Genomic DNA, 12,512 nt, shown 5'->3' with positions numbered 1-12,512 from the left:
CCTGTTGTTCACCCTCTGGCAGACCTCGCGTCACGAAGAATGCTTAGCGTGGTGTCGTGGTCGTTCGAGAGGCCATCACCTCACATCCGTTTCCAGATTGGATCAATCTCAAGTGAAGCTTTCCGCATTCGCCAAGATCGCCGCTATCGGTGGTATTGCTGCACTCACGCTGACCTCCTGCGCCGCAAACGAAGGGGGCAGCGCCTCCGGAAGCGATGACGCGGCCAGCTCGAGCCTCTCCGGCGAACTCGTCGGCGCCGGCGCTTCGTCGCAGGGCTCCGCCCAGGAGGTCTGGGTTGCCGGCTTCCAGACCGCGAACCCCGATGTCACCGTAAACTACGAGCCCTCCGGCTCGGGCGCTGGCCGCGAGACCTTCCAGCAGGGCGCGAGCGCGTTCGCCGGCTCCGACCGCGCGTTCAAGGCCGAAGAGATTGCAGCAGGCCCCTTCGACGGCTGCGCCACGAGCGACATCGTCGAGTTTCCCGCGTACATCTCCCCGATCGCCATCATCTTCAACGTCGAAGGCGTCGATTCCCTGAAGCTGGACGCTCCGACCGTCGCGAAGATCTTCTCGGGCGCGATCACGACCTGGAACGACCCGGCGATCGCCGACCAGAACCCCGATGTCGAGCTCCCCGAGGGCAATATCACCGCCGTGCACCGCTCCGACGATTCGGGCACCACGGGCAACTTCACCGAGTACCTCGCAGCGGCCGCAGCGGACGACTGGACCGTCGGTTCGATCGAGACCTGGCCGACCGAGTTCGGCGGCGAGGGCGCACAGGGCACCTCGGGCGTCGTCAGCGCAGTCTCCAACGGAACCGGCACGATCGGTTATGCAGATGCTTCGCAGGCCGGCGACCTGGGCACCGTCGACATCAAGGTCGGCGAGGAGTACGTTCCCTACTCCCCGGAGGCCGCTGCCGCTATCGTCGACGCTTCGTCGCTCGAAGAGGGCCGCACCGATGGCGACCTCGCCATCAGCCTCGATCGCACCTCGACCGAAGACGGCGTCTACCCCATCGTGCTCGTGAGCTACCTCATCGGCTGCGCGGAGTACGAGGATGCGGCGAACGCAGAGCTCGTGAAGTCGTACTTCAGCTACATCGTCAGCGAAGAGGGCCAGGCGGCCGCTCAGGAGTCGGCTGGCAACGCGCCGATCTCCGAGGATCTCCGCGGCCAGGTGCAGACCGCAATCGACTCGATCAGCTGATCGCCGAGGTGGGTGGGGCGCGGTTGCACCGCGTCCCACCCACCTCTGATTGCCTCCAGGCGATCTCCCCTGTACGTCCCTCCCAGACCTCGGAGACTCAGTGACCGTCACTTCCGCCCCCGCCAAGCCGGTGCTCAGCATCGGCGACCGCGTCTTCTCGCGCTCCGCGGTCTTCGCGGGCAGCATGATCCTCGTCACACTCGCTGCCGTCGCGATCTTCCTCATCGTGCAGAGCATCCCGGCATTCGTCGCCACGAACGAGAGCGCGTCGCTGCTCACCAGCAACTTCTGGTCGTACGTGGGCCCGCTCGTCTTCGGCACTGTCTGGGCTGCAGCGCTCGCGCTGCTCATCGCACTCCCGCTGGCGATCGGCATCGCCCTCTTCATCTCGCACTACGCGCCGCGCCAGCTCGCGCAGGTGCTCGGCTACGTCGTCGACCTGCTCGCCGCCGTGCCGAGCGTGGTCTTCGGCCTCTGGGGCATCGGGGTGCTCGCGCCCGCCGCCCGTCCCATCTTCGAGTGGCTGAACACGTATCTCAGTTGGATCCCGCTCTTCAGCGGAACCGTCAGCGGCACCGGCCGCACCATCTTGACCGCCGCCCTCGTGCTCGCCGTGATGATCCTGCCGATCATGACGGCGATTTGCCGTGAGATCTTCCTCCAGGCCCCCGTGCTGCACGAGGAAGCCGCCCTCGCGCTCGGTGCGACCCGCTGGGAGATGATCCGCATGGCCGTGCTGCCCTTCGGTCGACCCGGCATCATCTCGGCCGCCATGCTCGGGCTCGGGCGCGCGCTCGGCGAGACGATGGCCGTCGCGATGGTGCTCTCGGCGACCGGCCTCGTGTCGTTCAGGTTGCTCACCTCCGAGAATCCTTCGACGATCGCAGCGAACATCGCGCTCTCCTTCCCTGAGGCCTACGGGGAGAACATCAACGTGCTCATCGCCACCGGCCTCATCCTGTTCATCGTCACCTTCCTGGTGAACGCGCTCGCTCGCTGGATCGTGAGCCGTCGCGCCGAGTTCTCGGCGGCGAACTGATGCTCCAGCAGACCGAACCGAAACAAGAGGGGACCACCTCCGTGGCCATCACCGTCCGCCCCGTCCGCGCGGGTTCTTCGCTCGCCGGCAACCGGCTGTCGCGCTCGACCCCGTGGTTCGTGCTCGTCGGCTGTCTCGCAGCAGCGTTCGCTCTCTTCGGCCTGCTGGCCGCGTCTTCGGGCAGTGAGTTCTCACTCGTCGGCGCAGTGCTCATCGGCGCCATCGCCTACCTGCTCGTCATCACGATCATGTCGGCCGCCGTCGAGGGCACGCGCCAAGCGATGGATCGCTTCATCACGGCGATCGTCACCGGCGCGTTCCTGCTCGCGATGGTGCCGCTCATCTCCGTCGCCATCACGGTCGTCTCGAACGGAATCGCGCGCTTCGACGCCGAGTTCTTCAACTCCTCGATGCGCAACGTCACCGGCGAGGGCGGCGGCGCCCTCCACGCGATGATCGGCACCCTGCTCATCACGCTCGCGGCGTCGATCATCTCCGTTCCGCTCGGACTCATGACGTCGATCTACCTCGTCGAGTACGGTCGCGGTCGCGTCGCCAAGACCATCACCTTCCTCGTCGACGTGATGACCGGTATCCCCTCCATCGTCGCCGGCCTCTTCGCCTACGCGGTCTTCGCGCTCTTCCTCGGCCCGGGCGTGCGCATGGGTATCGTCGGCGCCGTAGCGCTCTCGGTGCTGATGATCCCCGTGGTCGTCCGCTCGAGCGAGGAGATGCTCCGCCTCGTGCCCAACGAGCTGCGCGAGGCCTCGTACGCCCTCGGCGTGCCGAAGTGGCGCACCATCACCAAGGTCGTGCTTCCCACCTCCATCGCGGGTATCACCACGGGCATCATGCTGTCGATCGCCCGCGTCATCGGCGAGACGGCTCCGCTGCTCATCACGGCCGGCTTCACCGCATCGATGAACTACGATCTCTTCTCCGATCGCATGCAGTCGCTGCCGGTGTACGTCTACACGCAGTTCATGAACCAGGGCAACCCGGCCGAGGCATTCGTCGATCGCGCCTGGGCGGCTGCGCTCGCGCTGATCCTCATCGTCATGGCGCTCAACCTGCTCGGCCGTCTCATCGCCCGCTGGTTCGCTCCCAAGACCGGCCGCTGAGCCGCTCCTCTCCCCGCAGACTCCCGAACGAAAGAATCCCAATGTCGAAGCGCATCGAGGTCAAAGACCTCAACGTCTACTACTCGAAGTTCCTGGCAGTCGAGGATGTCTCGATCAATGTCGAACCCCGCAGCGTCACCGCGTTCATCGGCCCGTCGGGCTGCGGCAAGTCGACCTTCTTGCGCACCTTGAACCGCATGCACGAGGTCATCCCCGGAGCGCGCGTCGAGGGCGAGGTGCTGCTCGACGGCGAAGACCTCTACGGCACCGGCGTCGATCCCGTGCTCGTGCGTCGCCAGGTGGGCATGGTGTTCCAGCGCCCCAACCCCTTCCCCACGATGTCGATCCGCGACAACGTGCTCGCCGGCGTGCGCCTCAACGACCGCCGCATGTCGAAGAGCGACTCCGACGCGCTCGTCGAGAAGTCGCTGGTCGGCGCGAACCTCTGGAACGAGGTGAAGGATCGCCTCGACAAGCCGGGCTCAGGGCTCTCGGGCGGGCAGCAGCAGCGACTCTGCATCGCACGCGCCATCGCCGTCGAACCCGAGGTGCTCCTCATGGACGAGCCCTGCTCGGCGCTCGACCCGATCTCGACCCTCGCCATCGAGGATCTGATCGATCAGCTCAAGCAGGAGTACACGATCGTCATCGTGACCCACAACATGCAGCAGGCCTCGCGCGTCTCCGACCGCACCGCGTTCTTCAACATCGCGGGCACGGGCAAGCCCGGCAAGCTCATCGAGTACGACGACACCTCGACGATCTTCTCGACGCCGTCTGTGCAGGCGACCGAGGATTACGTCTCGGGCCGCTTCGGGTAAAGCTGCCGCGGGTGCAACAGCCCCGGTGCGCGCCAGTGTTCGGCGCGCACCGGGGCTGTTGCGTTGTCGCTCGGGGGCAGTTCTCGTCGCGGTCATTCCTCGTCGCGGTTCGGCATCTCATCGGCGTGGGGCATGCGGTCGCGATCGTAGGTGATCTCCGTATACCCGTGGGGCACCGGCACACCGTCGGGCCCGATGTTGACGAATACGATGCGTTCGATCGACAGGATCGTCTTGCGCGTGATCATATTGCGCACCACGGCCCGCATGGTGAGCGAGGTCCTGCCGAATTCGGTCGCGACGAGTCCCATCTCGATGAGGTCGCCCTCGCGCGCCGATGCCTCGAAGTTGATCTCCGAGATCAGCTTCGTCACGACGTGCGGGTTGCCGAGCTGGATGATGGCGTAGATCGCCGCCTCTTCGTCGATCCAGCGCAGCAGGCTGCCGCCGAAGAGCGACCCGTTCGCGTTCATGTCTTCCGGTCGCACCCACTTGCGCGTGGAGAAGTTGATGCCGTCTGCGTGCGCGTACTGAGATCTCATGCGTCCGAGCTTAGAACGCGTGTGTTTCGCGCCGGAGAACACATGTGTTTCAGACCGCCCTCGCCCGGGCATGAAAAGACCGAGCCGCAGAAACGCCTCTCGGCGGAAGGCCGCTCGAAGCGGCGAAAATTGGAGCCCGGGGTTACTGCGGCCCGGCACGAACAAGTTTAGCGCAGCGTGCGCCGGGCGCTACGGCGTGGCGTCAGCGCTCGGCGAACGCGCTGCTGCTCGCCTCCGTCACCGACACCGACACCGTTACCGTTACCGTTACCGTTACCGTTACCGTTACCGTTACGAGAGCGTGCCGTCGCGCCAGCGCCGCGCCCCGGCGTGGAGGTCGCTCGCGAACGTCGAGTATCGCAGCGACCGCGTCGTGAGCTCAGACGCGTGCGCGTCGTCGTGCACATCACGTGCATCGGCCAGGTCGGCGGCACCGAGCGACATGATGCGGCAGTAGCTCGCAGCACGCTCGAGCGCACCGCCCAGGTCGCTGGCGAAAACGCCGCGCAAAATCGTGTCGCAGAGGTGCGCGATCGAGTCGGGCGTCACGGGCTCCGCCGCTCCTGCGACGATGGGGTCGATCGTCACCGTAGCCGCGGCGCCGCGGCGGAACAGATCGGCTGATCCTTCGGGATCAGCGTCGACGACGCGGCGCAGCAGGTACAGCCGCCACAGCACGCCCGCGAGCGAATGCGCACTCTCCCCCGCCCAGAGCTCGGCGATGTCATCGAGCCCGATCCCCGAAGCGAGACCCACGACGCGTTCGACGACGGCGGGGTCGGCGACGCTGCGCACACGATCGAGCAGCGCCCAGGATGTCTCCTGGGCGAGCCTTCGGGCGGCCTCGGGTTCGTCGGATCCGATGATCCAGTCGAAGGTGAAACCCGGCTGCAGTACGGGGCGCTGGTGATCGCGTGACATCGGCCTCTTTCGCAGTGCGTTCGTGGTCGGAATCCCTCGTGAGGATCGCGGACCTCGCGAGTCTACGCCGTCTCGCACGTGTCTGGGCGCATCGGCTACTCAGCGCCGAAGCGTACGCTTGAGCCTGACGATGATTCATACTTTGCGGCGAGAACGCAACCCCCTGGGCACTACGAGACGCAGCTGGCAGCGTAGGTACTGTTCCCGATCGTAGGGAATGCGCCCCAACATCAAAGGAGGATTGCATGAGTGCATCGGACAAGCTTTCTGCAGCAGGAGACAAGCTGAAGGGCAACGCCAAGGAGGCCACAGGCCGTGTGACCGACAACGACGAAATGGTCGCCGAGGGCAAGCTCGATCAGGCCAAGGGCGATCTGAAGCAGGCCGGCGAGAACGCCAAGGATTCTGCGAAGAACGTCTTCGACAACTAGTCGAAATCGACGAAGCGGCCCCGCACACCTTCGGGAGTGCGGGGCCGCTTCGCGTCCGCTCGGCGCAAGCGGTACGAGATGTGCGCCTGAATGGTGCCCCCAGTAGGGATCGAACCTACGACCTGCGGATTAAAAGTCCGTAGCTCTACCGCTGAGCTATAGGGGCCAACCCGAATAGCTTAGCGGATGGGAGGGGCCGGGATCATCCCAGCCCGAGACGCGCGGAGCTCATCAGTGAATGAACACCAGCAGCCCTGCGACCCCGACGAACAAGGCGCCGAACACCGTATTCAGCACGCGTTGCCCGCGGGCCGTCGCCGTGTACCGGCGGAAGGGCCTGGCCGCGACGGCGAAGAATCCCCACATCACGATCACATCGACTCCCACGGCCGTCGCGACGAGGATCAGGTACTGCGGCATGATCGCGGCGTCGGCGTTGATGAACTGCGGGATGAAGGCCAGGAAGAACACGATCGCCTTCGGGTTGAGCAGGTTCACCCAGAATCCGCGGCGCAGCATCGCCGTGCGGGTATTCGCCTGCTGAGCCCCCTCGGAGTCTGCGGCGGGCGCCTGCGGCTTCGTGAAGATGAGCCGCAGGCCGAGGTAGATCAGATACGCGGCACCCGCGTAGCGGATCGCGTTGAACAGCGCTGGCGTGTTGGCGACGAGCACGCCGACGCCCGCAGCGACGATGACGATATGCACGAGCAGCGCGAGCTCCTGGCCGAGCACTCCCCAGATCGACCGGCGCCACCCGACCGCGAGCGAGTTCGACATCGTATTGATGGCTCCGGCTCCCGGGGTGATGCAGATGACTACCGTCGCTGCGAGCAGTGAGAGCCAGATCGCAAGAGACACGAGCATAGTGTAGCGGCGCCCGAGCCGCCGATTTTCACCAGGCCCCGCTCCCCTGCTAGAATCAATCGCTGTCAGGGTCTGTGGCGCAGTTGGTAGCGCGTCTCGTTCGCAATGAGAAGGTCAGGGGTTCGATTCCCCTCAGATCCACCGAAATAAGGCGGGGTTGATTGGTCAGAAATGGCCGGTCGGCCCCGCTTTTTGCGTTTTTGGGGTCGACGAAAGTTCGACCGATCGTTGGTAATGAGAGGGTCACGTGGGGCAGATCTGGGGCAGCCAGCTCAACCGGCGCTCGGGAACTGGATCACGTTGGCGGGCAACTCGGGCTCTTCGGCGGCATCCTTCTTGCGCTTCTTCTTCGGCTTCGACGGCTTCAGCCGAGGGTCTTTCACGGCGGTCGCAGCTTCGGCTCGAACCCGAGAGCGCCGGTGCGCGTAGCGCTCGGTCGTGGTGATCGACGCGTGCCCGAGCAGGTCGGCTATCTCCGCGAGCGAGAGGCCGGCCTCGAGCTGCTCGGTCGCGTAGGTGTGCCGCAAGGTGTGGATGGTGGCCCGCTCACCTGCGCCGTCGTTGATCCGTGATCGCTTCACCGCGGGATCCCAGTTCCGCTTGCGCCAGTTCGACGCGTCGAGGGGTGCTCCGCCGACGTCGGTGAAGATGAAGTGGCCGCGCTCGGTGGCATCGAGTAGGGGTTCGATGATCTCCATCAGCCACGGAGCGATCGGCGTCGTGCGCCGTTTCTTCCCCTTCGTGTAGGGCGCGAGGATCCGATTGTGCGCGTCCCATGCCTGGCGCCATCGGATCGTGTGCTGCTTCCTGTTCACGTGCTCGGGCATGAGCGCGACGGCTTCTCCCCACCGGGGCCCGGCACCGAGGAGTACGGCGACGAGTGCTTGGTCGCGGGCAGCGAGCGCCACCGCTTCGGCGCTCGGCTTGGCACCCTCGACTGCGAAGCCCGCGAACAGGTGCCGCTGTTCTTTCACGGAGAGCACGCGCTCCGAGAGGTTCGTCGGAATGTTGAGACGGAGGCCGATCGCGGGATTCGACTTCAGGATCCCGACGTCGACGGCAGCCGAGAGTGATGGAGAGAATGCGGCGATGATCCGTTTCGCGCTCGTCGCGGTGAGGCCAGCCTGCTGCAGTTCGATCGCCCATGCGCGGATCTCGTGCCGGTTGATGTCGATCAGGCGGGTGTCGCCCCACTTCGGCATGATCCGACTCTCGATCATGCTCATCGTCCGAGAGTGCGTCGACCGCTCGACATAGTGCCCGCGAAGCCACTCGGTGCACCAGTTTCCCCAGCTGCGTTCGGCGGCGCGGGGATCGCGCCACCCGAGAGCGCGGGCATCTTGCTCGGCCGCGCTCGCCGCACGCTCGGCGGCAGCTTTGTGCGTGAACGAACTCTCGATGTAGCGCTTCTCACCTCCCGGAATGCGGTAGCCGGCACGATAACGTCCGGATGCTAGTTTCTCGGCCCATCCCATGATGTGCCCCTTCCTGTCGTGTATTGGGTATGCAGCAGCTCAGCCCGCCGTGGGGAGCTGTGAGAATGCGGGTCGAAGGGCGGCGCGCTACGCGGTGATGCGCGCGGCCCACTGGCCGTCGCCCATGCGGGATCCGACGTAGATCATGTCGCCGAGACGGTTGAGTGAAGCCGCATAAGCCTCGGCGATGCGCTGCAGCACGCCGAGCTCCTGACCGATCCAGTCCATCTGAGTTCCGAACTTCGCCTCGGCTATTCGATACTCATCCGGGTCAATGAGGAAGTGCGCGGCCCACTCGTCGGCGGCGCGCTCCTGGCGTGCTTCGATGTGGTCGAACATTGAATGGCAGTGCCCGAGCGCGGCGTGGCCGAGTTCGTGCGCGAAGGTACACAGGGTCTTCGTGTAGGTCATGCCGTCGAGGAGCCAGATGTGCCGCACCTCCTCTGCGTACTTGCCTGGATGTCTCGGGTCGAGGTCGTTCGTAAACTCCCATGTGACGCCCATCCGGCGTGACTCATCAATGAGTCGTCGCATCGTGTTTCCTCCTATTCATCCATCAACTCACCTGTCTCCTCGGTGAACGGGTGAGACACCAGGTCGTAATCCGCTTGGTGGCGGGACTCAACATGCTCGCGCTCGCCGCCGACATTGGACGCCGCAACCAGTTCGTTCGTCACTGCCGTCACCGCCGCTTGCCCCGCCGCAGCCTTACGGTCATCCGGGAGACTGTCCATGATTCCGCCGACAATCGCTACCCACCGCGAGGTCTCGGCAGTGAAGCTTGCGGCACGCGGTTTGATACCGAGAACCTCCAGAACTGGAATCAAAGTCTTCGACTGGGGTACCTTGCCGGTCGTTTCGATATTCCCGATGGACTGGCGCGTTACGCCCGCGGCATCAGCGAGCTCTTGCTGCGTCATTCCCAGTCGCTGACGAAGGCCTTTGACTTGGCTAGAAAGCTCGGCCCGCTCGCTCATTGACAAGTTCTCGGTACTTCTTTTTGACATGACGCGAGCCTAGCATGCCAATGACTCAGCCGCATAACTTGCATTGTATTTGTCATTCAGCCGGGTTTAAGAACTACATCTTTGTCATTCTGGGTTGCGCAATGCAAAAGACGGTGCGACACTCTTTGGCATGGCAACACAAACAGCAACCTCCAGCGGCGAAGCGATTCGACATCTTCGCACGAAGGCCAGCCTGACTCTTCAGCAGGTTGCCGAGGGCGCCGACACTTCGGTCGCCTACCTCTCCAAAGTCGAACGAGACCAGTTCAATCCGACCGATGACTACGTAGCGAAGGTCGTCGTCTTCATCGCATCGTCGATGATGCGGAAAGCAGGTGACTGATGACTTCTGCTCCAATCAACGTCGAGCAGGCCGCAGCATTGGGGGGCACATGCCAGGAGACTGTGCGCCGGGCTCTCCGCTCAGGTGAGTTGCACGGTCGGCAGCGAGCGAAAGGCGGCACGTGGAAGATGCGTCCCGGTTGCGTGAAGCGTTGGGCCGCGAACGAGCCTTGCAAGCACCAGGCTCTCCCGGAACCAGTGAGCTTGCGCGAGTTCCGCACCAACGGTCGGAGGACGGCATGAACACGCTCGAAGTCTTCCAGTTCGAATCCGCCGCCGCGCTCCGCGTTGTGCTCCGCGACGGCGAACCGTGGTTCGTGCTCGCCGACGTCTGCCGCGCCGTCGAGATCTCGAACGTCGGCAACGTCGCAGCCCGACTCCCCGACGAGATGAAGGGTGTCCACCTGGTGGATACCCCTGGCGGGCAGCAGTCAGCGACCGTCGTCAGCGAAGCAGGCATGTACGAGGTCGTCTTCCGCTCCGACAAGCCCGAAGCCGTCCGCTTCCGCCACTGGGTCACCGGCACCGTACTCCCCCAGATCCGCCGCACCGGATCCTTCGGACCGGCACGTCTCGACCCGACGACCCCCGGCGGCATGCGCCTCGTCCTCGAAGCTGCATCAGCTGCGCTCGCCGCGCTCGAGGTCGCGAAGCCGAAGGCCGACGCTTGGGACGAACTCGCATCCGGCACCGGTGACTACTCGGTCGCCGACGCCGCGAAGATGCTCTCTCGCGCTGGCATCGAGACCGGACAGAAGCGACTCTTCGACAAGCTCGAGGATCTCGGATGGATCTTCCGTCGCGGTGGCCGCTGGCAGGCGTACCAGTCGAAGGTCGACGCCGGTCTCCTCGCCTACAAGGCGCAGTCCCACCGTCACCCCGGCACCGACGAGACGATCGTCGACGCCCCTCAGATCCGCATCACCGTCGACGGGGTGCGAAAGCTCCGCGACCTGATCCGCGCCGCCGAACCGCTCGAGGCGCTCACCGCGTAGCTCCCGACCCCTTCTCTCAGCCAGCACCACCCCGCCTGGCTCAGCTACTGCATACCCAATTCCCGGAAGGAATGCCCATGTTCAACAGCCCCACCGTCTCCCGCCCGGACAACGCACCGCAGATCGTCACCTGCGAAGCCGACGAGCACACCCCCCGTAGCACCGTCCCCGCACCGCACCAGATCACCGCCGACTGCAAGCACCCCCGCAACGCCGGACCCGTCATCTGCGACGCGCACTCCGCACCCGGCGCCCGCTTCCCCAAGCACGCACAGCGCCGCACCTGCAAGAACCCGGTGCTGACCGGCGGAGCGGAGAAGTGACCGCGCATGGACTGGTCGCTCGTCGCCTGGCGCACCCTGCTCGCGCTCCTCGCGCTATCGGGACTCATGGCAGTTTCCAGCCTCTTACCGACCTCCCCCGTCTTCTTGACCCTGTCGGTCGCGCCCGGGTTGCTCGTCACGGTCATCCTCGTCTGCTCGTCGTTCGAATCGGACACGCCTTCGTCGACCTCTTCCGGCTCATCGACCGAGGGCTCCGCTGATGCGTGAGCCGTGGGAGTGCCCGTGCGCGGGAAGCGCGGCGTGCGACCGGATCAGCCCGTACGCGATGGTCTACCTCGTCTGGTGGCCCGAGCAGTCGGTGCTGAAAGTCGGCCGCGCACACCGCTTCGACCGCGTCCGTCAGTACCTGAAGACCGGCGCGATCGTGCTCTACGTCCAGGAGGGCGTGCTGCGCGAGTGCGAGCAGGAAGTGCTCGAACTCACCCGGCGCCGCTTCGCCCGCGCCTACCGCACGGATGCCGAGCAGAAGGCGCACGGGCTCTGGGAACGGGGAGGCGGCTTCACCGAGTGCTTCACCGTCACACCCGAGCACGTGGGAGCCGCGCAAAACATCTTCATCGAGGGAATCACACCGTATGTACATCAGACAGCCGAGGCAGGTGCCTGGCGACGACTTCACGAACATCGCGTGGGCGCAGCTGACGGACTCGCATCGCCTGCTCATGGTGGCGCTGCGCATGCTCGCGGACGTCGGCGGCGCGGAACGGGTCGACCTGCACCGCATCCGGCGCGAGACGTGGCAAGCGGGCGAGGAGGGCGCGAGCTGGCCGACGATCGACGCAGTCGAGACGATGCTGCTCGAACTCGCGGACGCGGGATGGTTGCGGTTCTACCCGGATCCGAAGGGGTCAGGGACGGAGCTGTATCAGGTGCTCGCCCCGTGGCCGAAGCCGCAGAAGCAGGGCTTCCCGAAGTGGGATCCGCCCGCCGACAGCCCGCCACCGGTGCCCGTCGAGATCCCAATGGACGAGCCGTTCCGGAAACCAGTAGTAGGGGGTGTGCGGGCGGGCGCGGGCGAGCGGGCGGGGGCGAGCGCGGGCGCGGGCGAGCGGGAGGGTTCCTCCGGAACCACCGAGATCCCGCAGCTTCGAATCACTCCCTCCCGGTTCTGCACCGAGCACCCCGGCGGACCTCCCCAGGATCTCGACTGCAGGAACTGCGGCACCGCGAGGCTCCGACAGGAAGAACACAAGGAAGCCCGCGTCGCCCGCGTGCAGGCCGACCGGCTCCCCCTCGCACTCCGCGGCCCGGTGATCGCGCAGCTCGACGCGAAGATCCAAGCCCTCGAAGAGGCAGCAGCCCAGGCCCTACTGCCCGCCCCCGACATCGACGAGCCGGAGGAGTTCATCACCGAAGACGGCCTCATCGACCACACCTGACCACCACCACCCCAGGAG

The 12,512-nt window shown here is 65.5% G+C and carries 17 protein-coding genes and 2 tRNA genes; 12 read left to right on the top strand and 7 right to left on the bottom strand.

Going from position 1 to position 12,512, the window contains the following annotated elements; genetic code table 11:
* Positions 1-112 precede the first annotated feature (112 nt).
* The 4 genes from pstS to pstB all read left to right on the top strand — a co-directional run bounded on the left by pstS (position 113) and on the right by pstB (position 4,194).
* Positions 113-1,213 (top strand): phosphate ABC transporter substrate-binding protein PstS, encoded by a 1,101-nt coding sequence (gene pstS, locus AB0O71_RS01155; RefSeq protein WP_363740958.1) that lies wholly within the window; start codon positions 113-115, stop codon positions 1,211-1,213.
* A gap of 100 nt (positions 1,214-1,313) precedes the next feature.
* The gene (gene pstC, locus AB0O71_RS01150; protein WP_363740956.1) at positions 1,314-2,252 is read left to right on the top strand and encodes a phosphate ABC transporter permease subunit PstC; all 939 of its coding nucleotides are present in this window, start codon (positions 1,314-1,316) and stop codon (positions 2,250-2,252) included.
* Positions 2,252-3,373: a phosphate ABC transporter permease PstA gene (gene pstA / locus AB0O71_RS01145; protein ID WP_363740954.1), complete on the top strand. Its 1,122-nt coding sequence runs from the start codon at positions 2,252-2,254 to the stop codon at positions 3,371-3,373. The genes pstC and pstA overlap by 1 nt, the downstream gene beginning before the upstream one ends.
* A 41-nt stretch (positions 3,374-3,414) precedes the next feature.
* Positions 3,415-4,194, top strand: a complete 780-nt coding sequence (gene pstB / locus AB0O71_RS01140; protein ID WP_363740952.1) for a phosphate ABC transporter ATP-binding protein PstB — start codon at positions 3,415-3,417, stop codon at positions 4,192-4,194.
* A gap of 92 nt (positions 4,195-4,286) precedes the next feature.
* On the opposite strand, the gene AB0O71_RS01135 is transcribed toward pstB, so the two are convergent.
* Entirely contained in the window at positions 4,287-4,736 is a 450-nt protein-coding gene (locus AB0O71_RS01135; protein WP_363740950.1) for an acyl-CoA thioesterase, read from the bottom strand.
* Positions 4,737-5,027: 291 nt separating this feature from the next.
* A complete protein-coding gene (locus AB0O71_RS01130; protein WP_363740948.1) occupies positions 5,028-5,657 on the bottom strand; it encodes a hypothetical protein in 630 nt (209 codons plus the stop codon).
* Between the two features lie 245 nt (positions 5,658-5,902).
* Here AB0O71_RS01130 and AB0O71_RS01125 point away from each other — a divergent pair, with 245 nt between their 5' ends.
* Positions 5,903-6,088 (top strand): CsbD family protein, encoded by a 186-nt coding sequence (locus tag AB0O71_RS01125; protein ID WP_363740946.1) that lies wholly within the window; start codon positions 5,903-5,905, stop codon positions 6,086-6,088.
* Between the two features lie 91 nt (positions 6,089-6,179).
* Here AB0O71_RS01125 and AB0O71_RS01120 read toward each other — a convergent pair.
* Positions 6,180-6,254: transfer RNA gene (locus AB0O71_RS01120), tRNA-Lys, on the bottom strand.
* Positions 6,255-6,319: 65 nt separating this feature from the next.
* On the bottom strand, positions 6,320-6,946 hold the full coding sequence (locus tag AB0O71_RS01115) for a LysE family transporter (protein ID WP_363740944.1): 627 nt from the start codon (positions 6,944-6,946) through the stop codon (positions 6,320-6,322).
* A 74-nt stretch (positions 6,947-7,020) separates the two neighbouring features.
* On the opposite strand from AB0O71_RS01115, the gene AB0O71_RS01110 reads away from it, so the two are divergent.
* A tRNA-Ala gene (locus tag AB0O71_RS01110) sits at positions 7,021-7,093 on the top strand.
* Between the two features lie 131 nt (positions 7,094-7,224).
* Here AB0O71_RS01110 and AB0O71_RS01105 read toward each other — a convergent pair.
* From AB0O71_RS01105 to AB0O71_RS01095, 3 genes are all read right to left on the bottom strand, one after another.
* A complete protein-coding gene (locus AB0O71_RS01105; protein ID WP_363740942.1) occupies positions 7,225-8,427 on the bottom strand; it encodes a tyrosine-type recombinase/integrase in 1,203 nt (400 codons plus the stop codon).
* Between the two features lie 87 nt (positions 8,428-8,514).
* Positions 8,515-8,961 (bottom strand): ImmA/IrrE family metallo-endopeptidase, encoded by a 447-nt coding sequence (locus AB0O71_RS01100; protein ID WP_363740940.1) that lies wholly within the window; start codon positions 8,959-8,961, stop codon positions 8,515-8,517.
* A gap of 11 nt (positions 8,962-8,972) precedes the next feature.
* Positions 8,973-9,434 (bottom strand): helix-turn-helix domain-containing protein, encoded by a 462-nt coding sequence (locus AB0O71_RS01095; protein ID WP_363740938.1) that lies wholly within the window; start codon positions 9,432-9,434, stop codon positions 8,973-8,975.
* Positions 9,435-9,564: 130 nt separating this feature from the next.
* On the opposite strand from AB0O71_RS01095, the gene AB0O71_RS01090 reads away from it, so the two are divergent.
* From AB0O71_RS01090 to AB0O71_RS01065, 6 genes are all read left to right on the top strand, one after another.
* On the top strand, positions 9,565-9,777 hold the full coding sequence (locus AB0O71_RS01090) for a helix-turn-helix transcriptional regulator (protein WP_363740936.1): 213 nt from the start codon (positions 9,565-9,567) through the stop codon (positions 9,775-9,777).
* Entirely contained in the window at positions 9,777-10,019 is a 243-nt protein-coding gene (locus AB0O71_RS01085; RefSeq protein WP_363740934.1) for a helix-turn-helix domain-containing protein, read from the top strand. The genes AB0O71_RS01090 and AB0O71_RS01085 overlap by 1 nt, the downstream gene beginning before the upstream one ends.
* Positions 10,016-10,771, top strand: a complete 756-nt coding sequence (locus tag AB0O71_RS01080) for a phage antirepressor KilAC domain-containing protein (RefSeq protein ID WP_363740931.1) — start codon at positions 10,016-10,018, stop codon at positions 10,769-10,771. The genes AB0O71_RS01085 and AB0O71_RS01080 overlap by 4 nt, the downstream gene beginning before the upstream one ends.
* A 77-nt stretch (positions 10,772-10,848) precedes the next feature.
* A complete protein-coding gene (locus AB0O71_RS01075; protein ID WP_363740928.1) occupies positions 10,849-11,094 on the top strand; it encodes a hypothetical protein in 246 nt (81 codons plus the stop codon).
* A 6-nt stretch (positions 11,095-11,100) separates the two neighbouring features.
* The gene (locus AB0O71_RS01070) at positions 11,101-11,322 is read left to right on the top strand and encodes a hypothetical protein (protein ID WP_363740925.1); all 222 of its coding nucleotides are present in this window, start codon (positions 11,101-11,103) and stop codon (positions 11,320-11,322) included.
* A gap of 368 nt (positions 11,323-11,690) precedes the next feature.
* Positions 11,691-12,494 (top strand): hypothetical protein, encoded by an 804-nt coding sequence (locus AB0O71_RS01065; protein WP_363740922.1) that lies wholly within the window; start codon positions 11,691-11,693, stop codon positions 12,492-12,494.
* Positions 12,495-12,512: the final 18 nt, after the last annotated feature.

The organism is Leucobacter sp. NPDC077196, assembly GCF_040687075.1.
Classification (GTDB): domain Bacteria; phylum Actinomycetota; class Actinomycetes; order Actinomycetales; family Microbacteriaceae; genus Leucobacter.
Note: the sequence above shows the minus strand (reverse complement) of the source record. Positions and strands in the feature narration are given on the sequence as shown.

Excerpts from the sequence above, each read along its gene's own strand:
- pstA (WP_363740954.1), top strand. The coding sequence starts at position 2,252 with ATGCTCCAGCAGACCGAACCGAAACAAGAGGGGACCACCTCCGTGGCC.
- pstB (WP_363740952.1), top strand. The coding sequence starts at position 3,415 with ATGTCGAAGCGCATCGAGGTCAAAGACCTCAACGTCTACTACTCGAAG.
- AB0O71_RS01135 (WP_363740950.1), bottom strand. The coding sequence starts at position 4,736 with ATGAGATCTCAGTACGCGCACGCAGACGGCATCAACTTCTCCACGCGC.
- AB0O71_RS01130 (WP_363740948.1), bottom strand. The coding sequence starts at position 5,657 with ATGTCACGCGATCACCAGCGCCCCGTACTGCAGCCGGGTTTCACCTTC.
- AB0O71_RS01125 (WP_363740946.1), top strand. The coding sequence starts at position 5,903 with ATGAGTGCATCGGACAAGCTTTCTGCAGCAGGAGACAAGCTGAAGGGC.
- AB0O71_RS01105 (WP_363740942.1), bottom strand. The coding sequence starts at position 8,427 with ATGGGATGGGCCGAGAAACTAGCATCCGGACGTTATCGTGCCGGCTAC.
- AB0O71_RS01100 (WP_363740940.1), bottom strand. The coding sequence starts at position 8,961 with ATGCGACGACTCATTGATGAGTCACGCCGGATGGGCGTCACATGGGAG.
- AB0O71_RS01095 (WP_363740938.1), bottom strand. The coding sequence starts at position 9,434 with ATGTCAAAAAGAAGTACCGAGAACTTGTCAATGAGCGAGCGGGCCGAG.
- AB0O71_RS01090 (WP_363740936.1), top strand. The coding sequence starts at position 9,565 with ATGGCAACACAAACAGCAACCTCCAGCGGCGAAGCGATTCGACATCTT.
- AB0O71_RS01085 (WP_363740934.1), top strand. The coding sequence starts at position 9,777 with ATGACTTCTGCTCCAATCAACGTCGAGCAGGCCGCAGCATTGGGGGGC.
- AB0O71_RS01080 (WP_363740931.1), top strand. The coding sequence starts at position 10,016 with ATGAACACGCTCGAAGTCTTCCAGTTCGAATCCGCCGCCGCGCTCCGC.
- AB0O71_RS01075 (WP_363740928.1), top strand. The coding sequence starts at position 10,849 with ATGTTCAACAGCCCCACCGTCTCCCGCCCGGACAACGCACCGCAGATC.
- AB0O71_RS01070 (WP_363740925.1), top strand. The coding sequence starts at position 11,101 with ATGGACTGGTCGCTCGTCGCCTGGCGCACCCTGCTCGCGCTCCTCGCG.
- AB0O71_RS01065 (WP_363740922.1), top strand. The coding sequence starts at position 11,691 with ATGTACATCAGACAGCCGAGGCAGGTGCCTGGCGACGACTTCACGAAC.